17 protein-coding genes and 1 riboswitch are annotated in these 19710 nt (G+C 36.0%); of the genes, 3 read left to right on the top strand and 14 right to left on the bottom strand.

Annotation, left to right across the window (positions count from 1 at the left end):
- Window positions 1-837: 837 nt before the first annotated feature.
- Window positions 838-1455, bottom strand: coding sequence for an NUDIX hydrolase (locus tag BN1066_RS09855; RefSeq protein ID WP_077319277.1), 618 nt, complete (start codon window positions 1453-1455; stop codon window positions 838-840).
- Between the two features lie 118 nt (window positions 1456-1573).
- On the opposite strand from BN1066_RS09855, the gene BN1066_RS09850 reads away from it, so the two are divergent.
- Complete coding sequence (locus tag BN1066_RS09850) at window positions 1574-1897, top strand: four-helix bundle copper-binding protein (protein ID WP_077319276.1); 324 nt, start codon at window positions 1574-1576, stop codon at window positions 1895-1897.
- A gap of 285 nt (window positions 1898-2182) precedes the next feature.
- On the opposite strand, the gene BN1066_RS09845 is transcribed toward BN1066_RS09850, so the two are convergent.
- Window positions 2183-2860 (bottom strand): response regulator transcription factor, encoded by a 678-nt coding sequence (locus tag BN1066_RS09845; protein ID WP_077319275.1) that lies wholly within the window; start codon window positions 2858-2860, stop codon window positions 2183-2185.
- A gap of 266 nt (window positions 2861-3126) precedes the next feature.
- Window positions 3127-4515 carry a sensor histidine kinase gene (locus BN1066_RS09840; RefSeq protein ID WP_077321435.1) on the bottom strand — a complete coding sequence of 463 codons (1389 nt, stop codon included), beginning with the start codon at window positions 4513-4515 and terminating at the stop codon, window positions 3127-3129.
- Window positions 4516-4985: 470 nt separating this feature from the next.
- Here BN1066_RS09840 and BN1066_RS09835 point away from each other — a divergent pair, with 470 nt between their 5' ends.
- Window positions 4986-5597 carry a YdhK family protein gene (locus tag BN1066_RS09835; protein ID WP_077319274.1) on the top strand — a complete coding sequence of 204 codons (612 nt, stop codon included), beginning with the start codon at window positions 4986-4988 and terminating at the stop codon, window positions 5595-5597.
- A gap of 378 nt (window positions 5598-5975) precedes the next feature.
- Here BN1066_RS09835 and BN1066_RS09830 read toward each other — a convergent pair whose 3' ends face one another.
- From BN1066_RS09830 to BN1066_RS09800, 6 genes are all read right to left on the bottom strand, one after another.
- Window positions 5976-6779, bottom strand: coding sequence for a DUF4097 family beta strand repeat-containing protein (locus tag BN1066_RS09830; protein ID WP_077319273.1), 804 nt, complete (start codon window positions 6777-6779; stop codon window positions 5976-5978).
- Entirely contained in the window at window positions 6772-7332 is a 561-nt protein-coding gene (locus BN1066_RS09825; RefSeq protein ID WP_077319272.1) for a DUF1700 domain-containing protein, read from the bottom strand. The genes BN1066_RS09830 and BN1066_RS09825 overlap by 8 nt, the downstream gene beginning before the upstream one ends.
- A complete protein-coding gene (locus BN1066_RS09820; protein WP_077319271.1) occupies window positions 7325-7648 on the bottom strand; it encodes a PadR family transcriptional regulator in 324 nt (107 codons plus the stop codon). Before BN1066_RS09820 ends, BN1066_RS09825 begins: the two co-directional genes overlap by 8 nt.
- A 431-nt stretch (window positions 7649-8079) precedes the next feature.
- Window positions 8080-9429 carry a TrkH family potassium uptake protein gene (locus tag BN1066_RS09815; RefSeq protein ID WP_077319270.1) on the bottom strand — a complete coding sequence of 450 codons (1350 nt, stop codon included), beginning with the start codon at window positions 9427-9429 and terminating at the stop codon, window positions 8080-8082.
- 957 nt (window positions 9430-10386) lie between these two features.
- A riboswitch (cyclic di-AMP (ydaO/yuaA leader) is annotated at window positions 10387-10574 on the bottom strand.
- Between the two features lie 200 nt (window positions 10575-10774).
- Window positions 10775-12901: a heavy metal translocating P-type ATPase gene (locus BN1066_RS09805; protein WP_077319268.1), complete on the bottom strand. Its 2127-nt coding sequence runs from the start codon at window positions 12899-12901 to the stop codon at window positions 10775-10777.
- Window positions 12867-13256: an ArsR/SmtB family transcription factor gene (locus BN1066_RS09800; RefSeq protein WP_245799759.1), complete on the bottom strand. Its 390-nt coding sequence runs from the start codon at window positions 13254-13256 to the stop codon at window positions 12867-12869. The genes BN1066_RS09805 and BN1066_RS09800 overlap by 35 nt, the downstream gene beginning before the upstream one ends.
- Before the next feature lie 218 nt (window positions 13257-13474).
- Here BN1066_RS09800 and BN1066_RS09795 point away from each other — a divergent pair, with 218 nt between their 5' ends.
- Window positions 13475-13696: a hypothetical protein gene (locus BN1066_RS09795; RefSeq protein WP_077319267.1), complete on the top strand. Its 222-nt coding sequence runs from the start codon at window positions 13475-13477 to the stop codon at window positions 13694-13696.
- Window positions 13697-14655: 959 nt separating this feature from the next.
- On the opposite strand, the gene qoxD is transcribed toward BN1066_RS09795, so the two are convergent.
- From qoxD to BN1066_RS09770, 5 genes are all read right to left on the bottom strand, one after another.
- Window positions 14656-14940 carry a cytochrome aa3 quinol oxidase subunit IV gene (qoxD, locus tag BN1066_RS09790; protein WP_077319266.1) on the bottom strand — a complete coding sequence of 95 codons (285 nt, stop codon included), beginning with the start codon at window positions 14938-14940 and terminating at the stop codon, window positions 14656-14658.
- Window positions 14941-15537 carry a cytochrome aa3 quinol oxidase subunit III gene (gene qoxC / locus BN1066_RS09785; protein WP_077319265.1) on the bottom strand — a complete coding sequence of 199 codons (597 nt, stop codon included), beginning with the start codon at window positions 15535-15537 and terminating at the stop codon, window positions 14941-14943.
- Complete coding sequence (gene qoxB, locus BN1066_RS09780) at window positions 15537-17483, bottom strand: cytochrome aa3 quinol oxidase subunit I (protein ID WP_077319264.1); 1947 nt, start codon at window positions 17481-17483, stop codon at window positions 15537-15539. The genes qoxC and qoxB overlap by 1 nt, the downstream gene beginning before the upstream one ends.
- A 38-nt stretch (window positions 17484-17521) precedes the next feature.
- Window positions 17522-18487, bottom strand: coding sequence for a cytochrome aa3 quinol oxidase subunit II (gene qoxA, locus BN1066_RS09775; RefSeq protein ID WP_077319263.1), 966 nt, complete (start codon window positions 18485-18487; stop codon window positions 17522-17524).
- Between the two features lie 683 nt (window positions 18488-19170).
- Window positions 19171-19677: a DUF1648 domain-containing protein gene (locus BN1066_RS09770; protein ID WP_077319262.1), complete on the bottom strand. Its 507-nt coding sequence runs from the start codon at window positions 19675-19677 to the stop codon at window positions 19171-19173.
- Window positions 19678-19710: the final 33 nt, after the last annotated feature.

Genomic DNA, 19710 nt, shown 5'->3' with positions numbered 1-19710 from the left:
ACTTTCCTATAGTGTAAAAATAAAACTTCTTTCCTCAGAATGTTAGTACCATGAGGGTATGACCTAAGGGCCCTTGAACCAATCAGCTGTTAAGCGTTCTTTAGATAGCAAACGTTTTGGAACTAGTCTTTACGGCATCTTACTGCGGAACAAAAGCCCAAGCACTCATTTAGCAACGAACAAACTGGAGATCTTTAAAAAGATACAGTGAAGCTTCATTTAAGGTTTAGGAGCTACTCCTCTCACTATCTTATCCAGATAATAGAAATAGAGAAATAGACTTCTTACATACTGATAAAGAACATGCCACTAAAACAAGGGGGCATGCCAACACCTGACGGCAAGCCCACTTTTAGTCGGTCTTCCTTTAGATTCGAGCCGATATTGATTTATTGTAAAAAAGAAGATTGGAAGTTTGCTTTTGCTACAGCTTGGGTGCTTAAGCTTTGCACAATTGCTTATGATAACCACCACGGACAAAAGGATAACGGTTCTTAGCTAGAATAACCCTTCCATCTACCTACTAAGATTTTCCCATGATTGAAGCTTTACAACAAAGGAGTCACACCCGCTGTTCGTGCTAGGCGGCTAATGCCCTGCCCACTATTACAAGCACCTAGTTGTTCTTATACGTAAAACATAAGGGTATTAAAATGTAGATTACGCCTTTAGTAAAGGTTATATTCCCTAAAATAATACCCTTGATATAAGTCATGTTCAAAAAAGGTTATAAAATCCGAGACAACGATGAAATTCAATGCACCATTCTATCCTATTTTTGAACATTCCCTATAAGTATTTGAAAAAGAAAAATATTTATTCACATTTTCCTCGTATTTAATCGACAATAGCTTGTTTACTAGGATTTATATAAAACTCAAATAACATCTTAATTTGCTCTTTTGTATTTCTTTTTATGGATATTTCAGGAAGGGCATTCTCGTGAAAAAATGCAACATCATTCGTTTCAATACCACTACTTCTTTCACCACCCACAATCTCACATTGAATAAACACTTTATAATAATGATAAGGCTGTGGTGGATGTGGATGTTTCATCATATCCATAAGGGCGAGAAATTTACAAGGAATGGTGTGATAACCTGATTCCTCATATATCTCTTTTACAATATTTTCACAAGGAGATAAACCAACTTCACAAAAACCGCCTGGAAGTGACCATTTATTATCCATCCGTTCTTGAACCATTAATATACGCCCATCTTTGAATACAGCACCTCGTACATCCATCTTTGGTGTTGGATATCCGTGTTCATCTTGAAATAGGTTGGTTAATTGTTTCATATCATACTCCGAGTAGGATGACATTATTTCCATACTCAATTCCCAAAGCTCCTCATAACGTTCACGATCATACTCATCTTTGGTAAATTCCAAACCAGCCTGGGCTAAGGCCTGGACTCTTCTAGCCCATTCAAGCCATTGATAACTCAACGCCCTTCACTCCCCTATTCAATTTATTCCATTTTAGCATTACGATGAAACATTTTTCATTGATTTTAGTTTAATCTAAGCAAACATGGGAAATGTAACTAATAAAAGGAGGGTTTTCATGGCACATGAACAACATAGGGAGCTTATTCAAGCATTGCATGAATGTATGACTGCTTGTAACCATTGTTACGATGCCTGCCTTGAAGAGAAAGAATTACACAAGATGGCTAATTGCATTCGCTTGGATAGAGAGTGTGCGGAAATTTGCAGTTATGTGGAACAGGCAATTACTAGAGGGACTCCATTTCTTTCCGAGTTAACCGCTATTTGTGCGACTATTTGTGAAGCCTGCGGAGCAGAGTGTAAAAAGCATGATCATGACCATTGTCAACAATGCGCAGAGGCTTGCTTTAAGTGTGCAAAAATTTGCCGAGCTGCTTAATGTAAGTCAATCTTCAATTAGTGGGGGTTTTCTATTATCCCCCCACTGATTATTCGTACAGCAAGGGTGTGGCTTAAAACCTCTGAACAGAATCGGACATTTGACTTGTAGTTGGATCCTCCACTTATCTCCCTGGGTTCACCTCACTTCATGTAAGGGCAAGACTTACTGCCAGTTACATATGGGATAAAATACCGAAAATATAAAAGCAAGTGCGATATTTTCTTTACTTCAATTTATATTCTTTGAATCGTTTATTAGATGTAATGTGCATTCGGACTGTTGTCATTCATGGGGAATTACCCATTTATAGCCAATCCCCCAAACCGTTACTAAATAATCATCGATTGGAAAACCAGCTTGCCTTACTTTTTCTCGCATATTTCTAATATGTGAATCGATTGTTCTTCCTTCTGTTTCAGAATTGAATCCCCAAATCAACTCAATAAGCTGCTCTCTTGTATACACAATTGTCGGTTGCTTCATTAATTGACCAATCATGAGGAATTCCTTTGGTGTTAATTTAATTATTTGGTCATTATACGTAAGCTCAAATTTATCCTCATTCCAACATAAACCATTTATCTCAATAGTTTTCTTAGGCACCGTTCTCCTAATCAATGCTTCTATCCTGGCCAATAACTCCCGTTCATCAAACGGCTTGGTAATATAGTCATCTGCACCAAGACGTAATCCCTTAACAATATCATCTTGTTGATCTCTCGCAGTTATCATAATAATCGGCACATCAGAGAATTCCCTTATACGCTTACATAACTCCCACCCATCGATATTTGGCATCATTATATCAAGTAAAACAATATCAAAATTATCCTTTTCCAAATAATAAAGCGCTTCTTCTGCTTTTTTTATTTTTACGCAATCATAATTGTACGGTTGCAAATATAATGCTAATAAATCTAACATACGCTGTTCATCATCAATTAATAATACTTTATTCATTTGAACCCCCCTCCTAAATTATTGCATACTTTTAAACGTTTTTTAATAAAAACCTGATAACTCTTGATATTAGTATATTAGTACATTTGTGTATAAAAAGAGTTTCCCCTTGAAAAGAATTCGGAACGACTTACCCACCGAGTCCTTATATTAAGTGGCGAGTATAATAAGATCAAGGCCTTACGCAACAAGGGTTGGTTGCATATTTTTGTAAAGATTCATGTTCGTGACGCCTCAATGTTAAGCCTTCAATATTCGAAGAGTTTTTATATTTTTTTTGATATTATCGGTAATTGAATAAGCACATCCGTTCCTTCACCGAATTTACTGTTGATCCTCATGGAACCTCCATGGGATTCCACAATTTCTCTAGCTATGGCTAGACCAAGTCCACTCCCACCGCTTTTTCTTGATCTTGATTTATCTACTCTATACAAACGGTCAAACACAAAAGGCAGGTCCTGTTTCGGTATACCTTCACCATGATCCAAAACGGTAATGGTAATAAATTCTCTTTGTTCTCTGACCTCTATAGTAATGACAGAGCCCTTTGGAGAATGTTTTACTGCATTATCCAAAATATTTAAGATAACCTGTTGGAAACGATGCGGATCAACAAATGCCTTTATATAATAGGGACATTGTAAAGATACGCTAATATTTTTTTGTTGAATCACAGGTTGTATTAAATCGATAATAGATGCAATAAGTGTCTTTAACGTAACTAATTCTCGATTGATGACAAAGGAATACTGGTCCATCTTTGCCAATTCAAATAAATGTTTGATTAATTTTGATAATTGTTCGGTTTCTTCCCGAATAATCTCGATATATTCTATTAACTCTTGCTCTGATAAGGATCGACGATGGATGATATCTGCATAACCTTTAATATAGGTCAACGGTGTACGTAATTCATGGGAAATACTTGCTAAAAATTCTTTTCGTTCATTTTTTAACCGATCCAAGTCATTGGATAATGACTGAATCGATTTTGCCAACTCTCCAAGTTCATCATTTCGTTCTGTATGCAATTCTACTTGGTTGTTTCCTATACTTAACTGCTCTGTTGCTCGTTTCATTTTCACTACCGGTGAGGTAATAAAACGAGACAAAATAAATATTGTAATAATTGTTATGCCAACCGTTATAAATCCGATAAATTTAAAATGATTACTTAGCTGATCCAATATACTTCTTACCTGCTTCGAGTTTGCAAACATAAATACATGACCACGATGTTCACCATCTATCGTTATTGGACTATCTGTCGCAATATATTGCTTTTCTTTCCAGTTATCTTCTATTACGACTCCCTCAGGAGGAATCTGATTATAATCCGTTCGTTTAATCACTGTTTCCATTTCTTTCTCTAGCGGATTGGATTGAACAAGTATATCTCCTTTTACGTCTGTAATAATTACGACAAAATCAGAAGCAGACTCCATTAGACCCACATGGTTCATCGTCGTTTCATCAAAATGATCCTCTAATACATCACTATGTGTATTTCCTCTCGCTAATAGATTGTTGATGATTTCGTTTATTCGTTCATTCGCTAAATTAATATAAAGAATAAAATAAAGCAGCCCACCTATAATTAAAATAAATACAAAAAAAAGTGCTCCCATTTTTAACGATAGTCGATTAAACATAACATTTTCCCCTTCTTCTCCCATTAAAACTGTACAAAAATCATAACAGAACAAAAGCGGAAGTGCTTGTTTCGCGACATACAAAATGAAATTCTTCTAAGATAGTACACAATGACTACAGAAGCCAACATTAACTTATCGTAGGAAAAAGATCGAAGTTGTAGTCGCTCAATCGTTAGGCTAGACGACGAAGCTACTTTTCAAAAAAGATATCCACATATAGAAACGGGTTTAGTTTCCTAGACAACGGGCAAGCCTTTTGATTCCTAATCAGCACTTTTATCTGTTTTTCTCATTTTATAGTTAATCAACCGTTTCTTATCCTAATGCAATAATATCGAGTTTTTGTGCAGAAGAAGTATAATTTTCTAAGGATTTACTTACAATATGTCATAGAAATTGCACAAAATCTGCAAATTTATTGGGTATTTTCATTACCAAAGGCACATTTCACATAGGAGGTATAAGAAATGAAGAAAAAATGGTTTATCGGATTGGTCTCCATTATCTCAGCAATAACATTAGCCGCTTGTGGAACTAATCAGGATGAAGGAACAAACAATAACGAAAATGGCAAGGCAACAAATCAACAAGAGGAAACGAACACGGAGAAAGAAAAAAATTCTAAAGAAGAAAGTGAAATGGAGCATTCTAGTTCTGGTGAAGTACCAGAAAACTTAAAAGAAGCTGAAAATCCAAAATATGAGGTTGGAAGTAAGGCAATTATTGAAGCTGATCATATGGAAGGGATGAAAGGAGCAGAAGCAACTATTAAAGGCGCCTATGATACGATTGTCTATATGGTGACTTATACACCAACAGACGGAGGTGAAAAAGTGGAGAACCATAAATGGGTCATCCACGAAGAACTAGCTGACGTAGGAGATGAGCCTTTGACACCAGGTGATGAAGCAACCATTAAAGCCTCTCATATGAAAGGAATGGATGGTGCCAAAGCTACTATTGACGAAGCTAAACAAACTACTGTTTATATGGTTGATTATAAATCTACAACAACAGGTGAAGAAGTTAAAAATCATAAATGGGTAACAGAAGACGAACTATCGCCTGTAGAGGAATAAGTGCTCAGACAGCAAGATTACTTTGTTTGATGCTATCTAACTCAGATGATCACTACTCTTAAACATAAAAATAATAAAGGATTCAGCGGGAGTATTGCGCTGAATCCTTTAACTTTTAGGGGTAACTACCCTCTTGCTTCGCAGTTTAGTTTTTTATTGGTAAAATAAATGAATGGGAGGTATTTCTAATTGCTAAATTTAAACGAGAGAAGACGATTGAATTAGCGAATCAGATCCTACAAAACTACACAAAAAGAAACTTCGAATTTTCAAGTAGATTTATTTCTGGTTGCTTGATTGCAATTACATACATTCGTTGCTTTAACCTTTCTAGTCCGTTTTCATCTGCTTACAGAACAAGTACTTCAATACCGAGACTTAATATTTTTTAATCTCAATATCTCCGTTATCCGTAGATGCTTTGATCAAGTTTTTTCCGTTCCCGATCACCGTATCCCAGTTTTTTTCATCAAACACTTGAATATTTCCATTGCCTACACGTAGATCGTAGGTAACATTAGTTGGCTCGTTCTCAGTTTTTATCTCAATCGTACCATTGTTCGTCGTAAAATCGAGAGAACGATCTAAATCAACAGTTAAAAGAGAAATTTTACCGTTATTTGTTTTTCCTTTAAGTTTTCCTGAAATATCTTTTAACAGAACACTACCATTTGTCGTTCCTACATTTGTTTGATCTGCTTTTACATCTCTTAGAAAAATTTTACCATTATCTCCAGAAACCTTCATATTTTTTACAGTAATGTGATCGGCTTTAATACTACCGTTGTTCACTTCAACTTGAATAGATTCATACTCTTTTTTAGGCAAATAGACAGTTAATGTTAACGAATCACTTCGTTCAAAAAAGACGAATTTATTAAAATGTTCGCGTTTTTTTTGAATGGTTAACGTCCCGCCTTGCTTATCTACGTTTAAGTGTTTTCTATCGGGCTCATTGCTTTTCCCCTTAAGTTCTATTTTTATTTCAGCCTCTTTAGTAGGAACAATATTCACTTTTTCATTTATCAGATCTATCTTTAGATTTGATACTTCTTTAGCCTCTACTTCCTTCGTCTCAGAAACAGTACCTCTTTCTAAGGTTTTAAAAGTAAACAAGCTTCCTATGCCACCAATAATTATTAATAATAAGGCAATTAAGCTTAACTTTTTGATGTTACCCATGCTTTAGACCACCCTTTACCATCTTTACATTATATTGCAAATAGCGAACAAAGCCTTTAAATATCCAGCGTGTTATATAATACATACCAATAGCAATAAATATTCCAATTCCTGTCAGAGCTAACGCTACAAATAAATCAAAAAGGATAAATGACTCCGGAAAAAAGATTAAATTCACCAAAGCAAGTAAAGGAGATATGATAAATGCACCACCCATTATCCATCCAGCAGCAATTAATGAGACTAAAGCAATAAAAGGGCCAAGCACAATAACCATATTGAAGAAGCCTAATCCTATTACAGCCCAGACAGCTCGGAGGATATTGCCAGTGTTGGTAGTATCTTGAACCCTTTCAAGACGGTAGTTTGCTACAAGCTCTTTAGCAACTTGACTTGGTGATCCTAACGCAGCAGCGATTTCCGTCTCCGTTTTTCCTTCTGCCATCCCTGCTGCAAAATGTTCTTCGAAGTCTTGAATAATATCCTGTTGTTCATTTTTAGGAAGCTTTTTGATTCCTTTTGTTAATTTTTTAATAAATTGATTTTTATTCAATATGCTCACCCTCCTGCAGCAGTTTGTTTACGCCCTCGGAAAACAGTACCCACTCATGAATTAATTGACGAAGATAATCCCTTCCTTTGTCCGTTAGCCGGTAATATTTTCTGGATGGTCCTTCCGTCGATTCTTTTAAATAGGTTGTAAAGTATTCCTCTTTTGCAAGTCTTCTTAATAGCGGATAAACCGACCCTTCTGATATCGCTATTCGCTTGGATATTTTGTTCGCCAGTTCATAGCCATAATGATCCTGCCTATCTAATAAAGCAAGAACACATAACTCTAATACACCCTTTTTAAATTGAACATTCATTCGGCCATACACCCTCATTTTTATTTTATTACTAGTGAACAATAAATAGTACCTATATATACTATATATTCTACTACTGAATAATGCAAGATACTAGATTAAAAAATAATATTCGTAAAACAAATTAAGCCTCATGCAGGAGAATTAATTGTGCTTATAAAAGATGTTCAAAAAATCTGCTAAAAAGGCATACATCGAATTGCTTCGTTACCTCATTTCTCTGTTCCTTAAACAAGCAATCTAATCAGCGACGCACCCGACGCAGAAAGTATGCTGCTTTTTCAAGGACGTATGAAAACTTAGCCGATCTTAATCCTTTTTAGCCCTCTTTTTGAACACGCCTTTATACTTCATACCAAGCGAATAGCTTGCTTTTTGCTTTTGCTAAAAATTCATATATATAAATAAAGAGAGGGGGAAACTCTCCTTATTTACCCAGTAAATATATCTTCTTCAGGATAACGAATGGACAATGATTTTTGTCTAGCAAATACAAAAGCGATAGTTAGCGGACCAATTCGACCAATAAACATCATCACGATAATCACAATTTTACCCAAAAACGTTAGATCCGGTGTTATTCCCATTGATAAACCAACTGTACCAAATGCTGAGATCACTTCAAATGCAATAACTAAAAACGGTGCATCCTCTGTAATGGTTAAAATAAAAATAGCAACAAATATCAATAAAATACTGATCATCATAATTGACAATGCACGCACTATAGTATGCGGTTTAATCGCTCGGTTGAAAGCAGTCGTTTCACTTTTTCCTCGTAAAAAGGAAATCGTGGCCAATATCATGACAACAAAAGTGGTTACTTTAATTCCACTCCCGGTAGACCCACTCCCGGCACCAATAAACATCAGTAGCATCATTAGCAGTATAGAGGGGGTTGTCATCTCTGCTATATCTAATGTATTAAATCCAGCGGTACGCGGTGTCACTGCCTGAAAATAGGAACCCCACAGTTTATCAACAAAGGAAAAATTCCCAATTGTTTCTGGATTTCCATACTCTAGAAAAAATAACGCTAGTAAAGCAGAAACATTAATAATTAATGTCCCAACAAGCATTAGTTTGGAATGTAAAGAAAGCTTATGAAACCTTCTTTTATCCCAAACATCCGCTAAAACGGTAAAACCTAGACCACCGGTAATAAACAAAGCTGTAATCACAATATTAACCAGCGGGTCACCTACATAATTGATTAAGTTATTTTCCCATAAAGAAAAACCCGCATTATTAAAAGCTGATATACTATGGAATAAGCTATATTTAATGCCTAAAATTCCAAATTCAGGAATCCATTTGATACATAATATTCCAAATGCGATTGCTTCAATAGATATAGAAAATATAAATAATCGTTTAACTAAACGGACAAGTCCGCCAATAGAAGTTTGATTAAGGTTTAAGGATTGCTGCGTCAATATGCGTTGTCGTAAACCAATCTTTTTTCTCAACATCATTAAAATTAGGATAGAAAATGTCATTAAGCCGAGACCACCGCTTTGCATCAAAAACATAATTACCATTTCACCAAATAGCGTATACGTTATCCCTGTATCTACAACGATCAAACCTGTAACCGTAGTTGCTGAAGTTGCAGTAAACCACGCATCCATCCAAGATATAGGTTCTGTCGTAGCAATTGGCAGCTTTAACAATACAGTTCCACCTAAAATAAATATCAAAAATGTGAATGCGAGGGTTTGAGGGGGACTAAAATGGATCGCACTTCTTGCAAATGGACGTAAAGAAATGATCCTCCTCATGGCCTACACCTCTGTTCTAAGTACATATTCTTTATATAACCGTAACAAACACTATGTTCGGGAGAAGCCTTTGGCATAAACGATCCTTTTGTTACACTTATTCTTTGAACAGTTACATTTTTAGTGTTTCTGCTTAATCGAAGCACATACTTTCCAAATGTATAAAAATAAGCGATAAAAGAACCCGGTCGCCTTTCTATTCTATGAAATAGTGAATTGCAAATACTCTGTAACATCCTATATCCTTCTTTCTGTTGTTGCCTGCCATGTTTACTATTATTTATTCCATTCTCTAGACAAATTAATATTCGCCAAAGATCATTAAATGAACGAAAGAAACAAAAGCAATCGGATAGTAACGTACAAACTAGAGACCTTCTAACCCGATAAGGAACTTATTCAAGGATTACTTTTCTCCTTGGAAAATCACTATATGTCGCTGTCGTAGCTTTCCCTTTCCTTGAAAAGTAAAACACTTTTCTACGTAAGAAGTATTTTTTCTTGTCCTTGAAGAAGAAAAACTCTTTTTCTGTGTTTGATGCTTATTCAAGAAGCTTTCCTTGTCCAGATGTATCGATGTCGTAGCTTTCCATGTCCTGTTGCCCCACACGAATTGGGGTTTAGGAGCCGTATTTTTCATGTTCGCAATATCATAAGCATTCTGAAATGGGAAAAATACAGCTTCTTACATCCGGGATAAAGGAAACTTGCCACTAAAACAGAGGTATGCCCGACACGGCAAGCCCGCTTTAGTCGGTTTTCCTTTAGATTCGAGTCGATGTTAACTTATCGAAGGGAGAAGTTGGAAGCTTGCCACAGTTTAAGCGAACGAGTTAGACAACGGAACTTTTTCACCCAAAAGAACCATCATGTAGAACGAATCTTGTTCCCAAAACGATAAAAAAGACCATTGCAATAAAGCATGGTCTAAGGTTGTTCAGCCCTTGGACCTTTCTCTCGGATTGAAATGAACGCTTACGAGGTTAGCTGTCGGATTAGGAACTGAAAGTATCCCCTCTTGATGAACTAAGATTCACCCCAAAACAGAAAAATAATGACGTTATAGGCACTATCTAAGCCAAATCGTTTGTTCTATTTTGTTACTTATGGTTCCCCCGCTCTTAGAGATTAAGCGATAAAAAGGCATATAAATATTTTGTTAATTACTATCAATAAGCTATAATTTACTCCTATTCCATATAGTTGTCAACATCATTTTATCCCTGATCTTTACATGTCACAGAATCTATAAAGTCGCTCCATCTGTAGATTTAGGTCAAGTTCATAAGCATTAAAAAAATGAACACCCTCCAAAAAAAGCGGGTGTTCACTTAGAATATTTTGCTTATTTTGTTTTCATTAGACGTAATGAATTAAATACTACTAACAGGGTTGCTCCCATATCCGCAAAAATAGCGAGCCATAATGTGAGCCATCCAGGAATAACTAACAGCAATGCAACAATTTTTAAACCAAGAGCAAAAGTAACGTTCTGCTTAATAATGTTTAATGCTTTTTTACTTAAGCCCATCATGTATGGAACTTTGCTCAAATCATCTGACATTAACGCAATATCAGCCGTTTCCATCGCTGTATCCGTACCGGCACCACCCATAGCAATTCCTAAATCTGCCGCTGCCAGAGCAGGCGCATCATTAATTCCATCTCCTACCATCGCTACTTTTCCATATTGTTCTTTCAATTGCTTAATCATTGTTAACTTATCTTGTGGTAGTAATTCTGCCTTTGTTTCTGAGATACCAATCTCTCGTCCAATTGCAGCTCCGGTAGCTTGGTTATCTCCTGTAAGCATAATTGTTCGTTTACCAAGATTACGTAGCCTTTCTATCATGGAGCGACTGTTTTTTCGTACTTGGTCAGCAACGGCTATCAACCCTTCCATTCTTGTTTTCGTTCCTAAAAGCATCACTGTTTTTCCTTGCGTTTGCAAGGTGCGAATTTGCTGCTGTAATTCTTTCGGTATATTTACAAACTCTCTAAATAGAGCAGGACTTCCAATAAAATATTCAGTTTGGTCAATTGTTGCTTTTGCTCCTTTACCTGTTAGAGACATAAAGTTATTAGCATGCAGTTCGTTTACTTTTTCCTCTTTTGCTTTACGTAATATCGAAGAGGCTAATGGATGCTGCGAGAATGTTTCAATGGCTGCGGCATGTGCTAGAACTTCTTGTCTTGACAGATTTCCTAAAGATATCACCTCTGTCACTGCCGGCTTCCCCTCTGTTAAGGTTCCTGTTTTATCAAAGGCAATCACTTCTAATTTTCCAGCAGTTTCTAAGTGAATACCACCTTTAATTAGCACACCCTTACGTGCTGCATTCCCAATTGCTGTAACGATTGCAACAGGGGTTGAAATTACCAAGGCACAAGGACAACCTACCACAAGTACAGCTAGTCCACTATACACCCATTGAGACCATGACGCATCAAAGAATAGTGGCGGAATAACTGCTACTAAAAAGGCAATAACGATAATAGCAGGCGTATAGTATTTCGCAAAGCGATCGACAAATTGCTGTGAAGGGGCTCGTTCAGCTTGTGCTTCTTCTACTAAATGAATAATTTTCGCAATAGTAGTATCCTTTGCATATTTCGTTACTCGAATTTCTAAAGATCCTTCTTCATTTAATGTACCTGCAAACACTTTATCTCCGGCAGTCTTATAGACTGGTATAGATTCTCCAGTAATTGCAGCCTGATTAATAGAAGACTCTCCTTTTAATACTGCTCCATCCATCGCAATTTTTTCCCCTGGTTTTATAATCATGACATCATTAATTTGGACATCATCAACATCCACTTCAACTAGCTTATCTCCACGTCTAATCATTGCGATATTTGGCGCAATATCCATTAATGACCGAATGGACTGTCGGGCTTTTTCTAAGGAGTAGCCCTCTAATGCTTCACTTACAGCGAATAGGAAAACAACGACTGCACCTTCTGCCCATTCGCCAATAATGGCTGCTCCAATTATGGCGATGGTCATTAATGTCTTCATATCAAATTCAAATTTGGTAAGGTTCCTAAGACCAACTTTAAACAGTTCCCAGCCACCAACTAAAATAGCTGCAGCAAAGGTTCCTATCGTTGCCATATTTTTTTCTCCAACTTGAAACATAAATACATAACCTAAAACGGTAAAGAACAGTGAAAACATTGTAGTAATATTGCTTTGTTTTTTCCAGAATGATTGCTTCTTGTGCTCCTCTAAGCGCTTTTTCTCCGGAACAACTTTAATTCCATCAAATGCTCCTGCTGATTCCAGTTGATCAATAGTGGCTTCTCCTACTACCTTGATTTTTGATGCACCAAAATTTATTTTTACATCTTGGACAGAAGCAATGTCACGAACATTCTTTTCAAATTTTGCGGCACAGTTTGCGCAGGATAATCCTTGTAGACGGTACACATGCTCATTCTTTTCCAATATCAACACCTTCTTTTGCATGTACAATTGCTATTGTCACTAACTGGTGCACATGTTCATCATCTAATGAGTAAAATACATTCTTACCTTCTTTACGATCCTTTGCTAATCCCATATTCCGTAAAAGTCTTAAATGATGCGAGGCAGTAGCCTTCGTTGCGCCAATAATATGGGCAACATCGCAAACACATAATTCCCTTTCTAATGTTAATGCATAAGCTATTTTAAGCCTGGTAGCATCTGCTAATGCCTTGAAAAGCTGCTCTACACCTTCCATTTTATCTACTTTTGGGCGAATATGATTTACTTTAGCTTCATCATAACAAAACGTTTCACAAACATCTGATTGATGCTTTTTGGTATTTGCGGTTTTCAAGTTAATCCCCCTATAGTCAAATAGTTATTTGATTGTTTGATTATAGTCTATGCTGAGGTTAATTTTATGTCAACAAAAAACATTATAAATAATACTATTTGACAATTTTGTGAACAACATGAATAATATAGATAGATGAAATTATATATTACTTGAAATTTTGCAAATTAAATAACAATCAAGTTAAGCAACTTGATTTGCAAAAAAGGAGGCCACTTATGAACAATGCAAAAATGTTACGTGCAACAAAATATGTTGGTGCAATCATATTATTTGCTGGGATAACGATGTTTATTTATGGATTTTTTGTAAGCGATTACAGTTATATAACAGGAATAGGGATCGGAACTGTGATGGGAGCTGTTTTTATCTTTTTAATGGGAATATTCTTTGTAGCAACAGAAGAAATGAATGACAGAAGAAAAAAGAAAGAGAATTAATTGTTTGACTTTCTATGGAATTTCCTAACAGCATGAGTATATTGGCTGCACACTGCCTGAACACTCCTTAACGTAAAACTGAGCCAGGAGGTTATTCTAAACATTTTATAAAATCCTTAGTTCACCCTCTCTATAAAAATAAGAGCGGTAACACTTTCTTTATACAAAAAATTGAAATTATCTCAACCTAGCGTTGCCATCTACTAAATCTCCCATAACATAATCGTCACATCAATTCAAAATCGATACATTTACAATTATGATAGCCAAAGAGTTAAGATTGTTTGACTTCTTATATATGCTACTCAATTTTAATTAATGTGCTAAAACTATCATCTTCTTTGCATTGTCATTAAAATGGCAGCTAATTTATCTTGTAGGTAATGATACATTATGTATCGTATTTACATTATACTAATTATTATTTTAATCCGTTAATCCAAACAAATCTGTTGTATCTGAATTAAGTATGTACGAAGGCCTGGGTTACTGCTCATTCTGTAGTTGTAAATATACAAGACCCTGTAATTACGGCTGTGATGAGTCTATTTACTTTTAAAAATGTTTCTAAGTTTGTTGCAATAAAACTGCTGTTCATTTTCTTTGTTATTATTAGTACTGGTCTATAAATGCAACTATTTCTTTTATCGAAAATCGGTTATTAGCAGGGTAGAATACTAAATTAAGATTATTAACGTATGTTCTACATGTATAACTGTCCAACCTTTGTCTCTCTATAATTTTATTATTCTGCTAATATTTTCTTCAGTATTTAGATTAGTTTGCTTTCACCACTTTCTAACATCAAATGTTTTTTGAACATCGATTATAAAAATAGTTGATTTTCTATACTAAACCCCCTAGAATATTTCTCAGTATGATGAATAAAAACGGATAGTTTTTCTTACATACTAAAAAAACCGCCCAATACATCAAAATGTATGGACGGCTTTTTCCTTTTATACATAACCCCAGACCATGGCTAATAATGAACCAAAAACAGTCATAATGGCTACGATAACACCATAATATATCGTTGTATAAATAGCACCTCTATCTTTAGATTCACCCGCGTGCATAAAGATTATTAGCTGCAGTCCAGCTTGAGCAAAAGCCGTAACAAGGAGGACCGTCATTCCTACCGCAAACGACATATCCATAAAATATACCAAGAGAGCGACAACGGTAAGTACTAAAGAAAAGACAAAGCCCATTACATGTTTAGTTGGAAATAATTCCTTCATTTACATCATTCCTTTCAAGTAGACGAAGCTGAAAATAAAAATCCATACAACGTCTAAGAAATGCCAGTAAAGGGAAAAAATAAATGATTTATTAGCTGTTTCCGAATTTAAACCACGTTTTATGATTTGTATCACGATCATAATTCCCCAGAACAAACCAAACGTAACGTGTAATCCGTGCGTTCCAAGAGTTGTCAATAAAATAGATGTAAATGCACTTGTCTGAATTCCTGCACCGACATGTACATAATGATAGAATTCATAAATTTCTACTCCCAAGAATGCCACGCCAAGAATTAGCGTAAGGATAAAAAAGCTTAACATCGCCTTTTTGTTGCCGATTCGCATCGCATGAACCCCGAGCCCAATCGTAAAACTACTTGTTAATAACAAAATCGTTTCAATTAATACCGGAGTAATTTGGAAAACATCTGCTCCTGTAGGACCACTTCCTGTACGATCTACCAAAATGAAATAAGATGCGAATAATGTTGCAAACAGCATAACCTCTGCACCAATAAATATCCAAAAACCTAATATATTTAAACGACCTTGCTCTGTACGGTATTCAAGCGGTTGTGTCTTATCTATATTCATTATTTAGCACCCCGCAGTTCTGCTTCTGTTTTTTTAAGTTCATCACCAGAAATATGGTATCCATGATCCTTTTCAAATGAACGATGAATTAAGCAAGCAAAAATACCAATAAGTGAAGCAATCGCTGTTATCCACATACTAAATATAAAAGCAAATCCGAAGATGAAGAAAAAGACAGCCATTATAAACGGAACACCACTATTATTCGGCATATGGATCTCTTTATAGCCAGCCTTAAATAATTTGTGACCATGCTTCTTTGCATCCCAAAAGGGCTGACGCGAATTAACTTCCGGTGCAATAGCAAAGTTATATTCAGGTACCGGGCTATGCGTTGCCCACTCAAGTGAACGTGCATCCCATGGGTCATCTCCAATATCTCTTGAAGCATAACGTATACTATAGTAGATATTGTACACAAGAAGCACAAATCCGATTGCTAGTCCGATTGCTCCAATAAACGAAAGCATATTCCATATCCCAAAGCCGGTTGCTTCGGAGTAGGTATACATACGACGAGCTTGACCATCTAACCCTGAAATAAACATCGGGAAGAACGCCAAACATGTACCAATCGCGATAAACCAGAACGTCCATCTTCCAATTCGTTCATTTAACATAAAGCCGAACATTTTTGGCCACCAATAGGTTAAACCTGCGATCATAGCGAACACAACACCAGGAATAATAACTAAGTGAAAGTGTGCGACTAAAAACATTGTATTATGATATTGATAGTCAGCCGAAGCCATGCCAAGCATTACTCCGGTTACACCACCGATAGTAAAAATCGGAATAAAGCCTAATGAATATAACATCGGTACAGTAAACTTAATCTTACCTTTCCACATCGTAAATAACCAGTTGAATATTTTAATTCCCGTTGGAACTGCTATCGCCATGGTTGTAATGGAGAAAATACTATTTACTAATGCTCCTTGCCCCATTGTAAAGAAGTGGTGCACCCAGACAAGAAATGATAGTAATGAGATAACTACCATGGAAATGACCATCGTATTATAACCATATAGATTTCTACGTGAGAAAGTTGGGATAATTTCGCTATAAATACCGAAAGCAGGCAAAATTAAAATATATACTTCCGGGTGTCCCCATACCCAGAATAGATTAGCCCACAGCATATCCATTCCACCATCTGTTGTTGTAAAGAAATTAGTTCCAAACAATCTATCCATTGTTCCCATCGCTAATGCAACAGTTAATACCGGAAAAGCAAACACGATAATGACGTTTGTAATTAAACCAGCCCATGTAAACATTGGCATTTTCATTAAAGTCATGCCTGGAGCTCGCATTTTAAGAATCGTCACAATAAAGTTAATTCCAGTAATCAGAGTACCTAACCCGGATATTTGCAGAGCAAGCATGTAATAATTCGTTCCTACAGATGGGCTTAGATCATTTCCGGCTAACGGAAAATAAGAAGTCCATCCTGAGCTTGGTGAACCACCAATTACAAACGATATATTAAATAACATTGCTCCCATAAAATAAAGCCAAAAGCTAAGAGCATTCAAACGAGGAAACGCAACATCTCGTGCGCCAATTTGTAATGGAATGACAAAGTTCATTAACGCAATGATAAATGCCATTGCCATGAATATAATCATTACAACTCCGTGTGTCGTAAATATTTCATTATAATGCTGTGCATCCAACAGCGTGTTTTCAGGTACAGCAGTTTGCGCACGCATCATCAGCACATCTGCTCCACCTCGAAACAGCATTAATAATGCAGAAATCATATACATAATTCCGATTTTTTTATGATCAACAGTGGTAAGCCATTCACGCCATAAATAACCCCATTTTTTAAAATAGGTTAAGCCAACTATTATTGCAATAGTAGTTAAACCAATAGCAACCATAGATGCATATATAGCGGGACTTGGATGCGGTATCGCAAATCTCTCAAAAAAGTCCATACTTATCTACTCCCTCCCAAATAACTCCGATGCAAAGCTTAGTGCTGTCCTTCATGATGGTTTTCTGTTGTTTGTGAACGGTTGGCTTCAGAACTATCCGTTTGATCTTCATCAGTTTTCTCATGTTGTCCCATGGAGTGGCCGTCAGTGTTCGACCCATGAGTGCCTTCCCCTCCATGATGTCCTTCAGGAGGCGGCATAAAGTCCAAATGCGTACCAGTAAACGTTAATTGTCCTAAATGTCCAGGCTCTAATAACTCGACAAATTTATCTTCTGTAAGTGGTTTCGCAGTTTGCTTCACTTCTTTCACCCAATCGGCAAATTCCTGTTGTGGCATTGCTTTTACATTGAATGTATTTTCGGCAAAACCTTCCCCACTAAAGTTTGCATTCCTCCCCATAAATTCTCCTGGAGAATCAGCACCTAAATGCAAAGTAGTAATCATATCTGACATCGCATATTTTTGTCCACCAAGTTGCGGAATCCAAAAGCTCGTAATAGCTCCATGCGAATATAGTCTGAATTCAAGTGGTCTATCTGTTGGAATATACAAATAGTTAACCGTTTCGATATTTTCCTCTGGATAGCTAAAATGCCATTTCCAATCAGATGATGAAGCATAAATAACTAGAGGTTCCTTGTCTTTATAAACCTCTGGAGTAGCCTCGACTTTATACGTACTTTGGACTGAAATTACGGAAAGCACGGTAACAATAAGAATTGGAATACCAACACAAATTGCCTCTACAATAGCACTCCCCTCAATGTGCGGCGGTTCATATGAGTCAGGCTGTTTTGACGCACGATATTTAATCAGCATGTAAATCAACATTGCAAATACGGTAATAACGATAAACGACATAATCGCTATCGAAATCCATATTACATCAGCTTGTGTCTGTGCTTGCGGTCCTTTTGGATCTAAGACGGCTAACGGTTCACACCCTGTCAGCACAGCTATCATTGTAAGTAGAGCTCCTAAGATCGCCCATTTTAATTTCATCAGAGATACCCCTCCCCCTAAATGATGTTATATCTAGAAATAATTATTTAGAAGCATGATAAAATCACACTTTGAATTTCCGTTTTTCAATCTTAATCCTATAAAAAAACGAAAACAAGAGAATATACTAGTTGTCAAAAAATGTTCACGAAATTCGGTACAATAAATTGAACTTTAGTTGAATGTTTTGTGACAAATAGAAATAATTACATTAGTCACATTGCAAATATACACTTCAAACGCCAAATTGTGTAGATTTTCACAAAAAAATAACCTTTCCCTCTTGAACAAGAAAGTAAAACTTTTTTAAATGATTATGACTATTTGTTCCTATGATAATCTAAGAATCAATGAAGAATGCTCACAAGAACACATCTTTAGATTCGAACGGTTAGCGGCGTACGAACTTCTAAATTAATATAGCTTCTTCTTTATAGATAAACTTAGTTATAGGCAACCTGTTAACAATTAAATGTATTTGAGTTATCACGAAATCCAAAAAATTGTAAAACGATTTGAAATTTTATAATAGAAAAAGACTTCGGATACTAGCGAACTACTAAATAATAATAAACGTGGCAATATTTATAAGAAGTAGACTAGAATAAAACTTAATCTTTATAATCAAAAAAGATGATCCCCCTAAACAGTGATCACCTTTTTTACCGATAACGTTTTGCTTTTTATTTAATCTTTCTTTGTTGAATAAGTCCAACTATTATTGGAAAAAAAACAATAATCAGGATGATTGGTAACATCCAAACTCCTGAGCCGCCCCACCAGCCTAATGCGATAGAAACTTGTTCAAATAGGATAAAGGAAAAAATAAGTAAACAAATATTTTTTATCCTATTAACCATTTTTCTGCTATGCAAATAAAATTGTGCTGCATTCGATTCATTAAAACGCTTCGGATAATTATGGCTCTCTGGATATTTTTCAAGTATTTGTGTAAAAAGTGTCATAAACATCCCCATCACAGGTAGGATCAACAATTCTCTTTTGCTCCCCCAGCGTGTAATTTCACCAGCAGCATTAAAATGTGCGGGTATCGCCGAAGGAAGCTCCTTCCAAATCGCAATTAAAAAAATGAGTGTTCCCAAAAAACTTACATAGCCAACTCCATCCCAAATCCATTCACTTTTTGTTTTAGGAATCTTTAATTTAGGTCGCTCCCACGATTCAGACATAAACAATCCCCCCTTGCCCTGTAATACGAAGAC

It is taken from the genome of Virgibacillus proomii (genome assembly GCF_900162615.1).
Taxonomy (GTDB): Bacteria; Bacillota; Bacilli; order Bacillales; family Amphibacillaceae; genus Virgibacillus; species Virgibacillus proomii.
The sequence above is the reverse complement of the archived record's forward strand: the minus strand, read 5'-3'. Positions and strand labels throughout refer to the sequence as shown.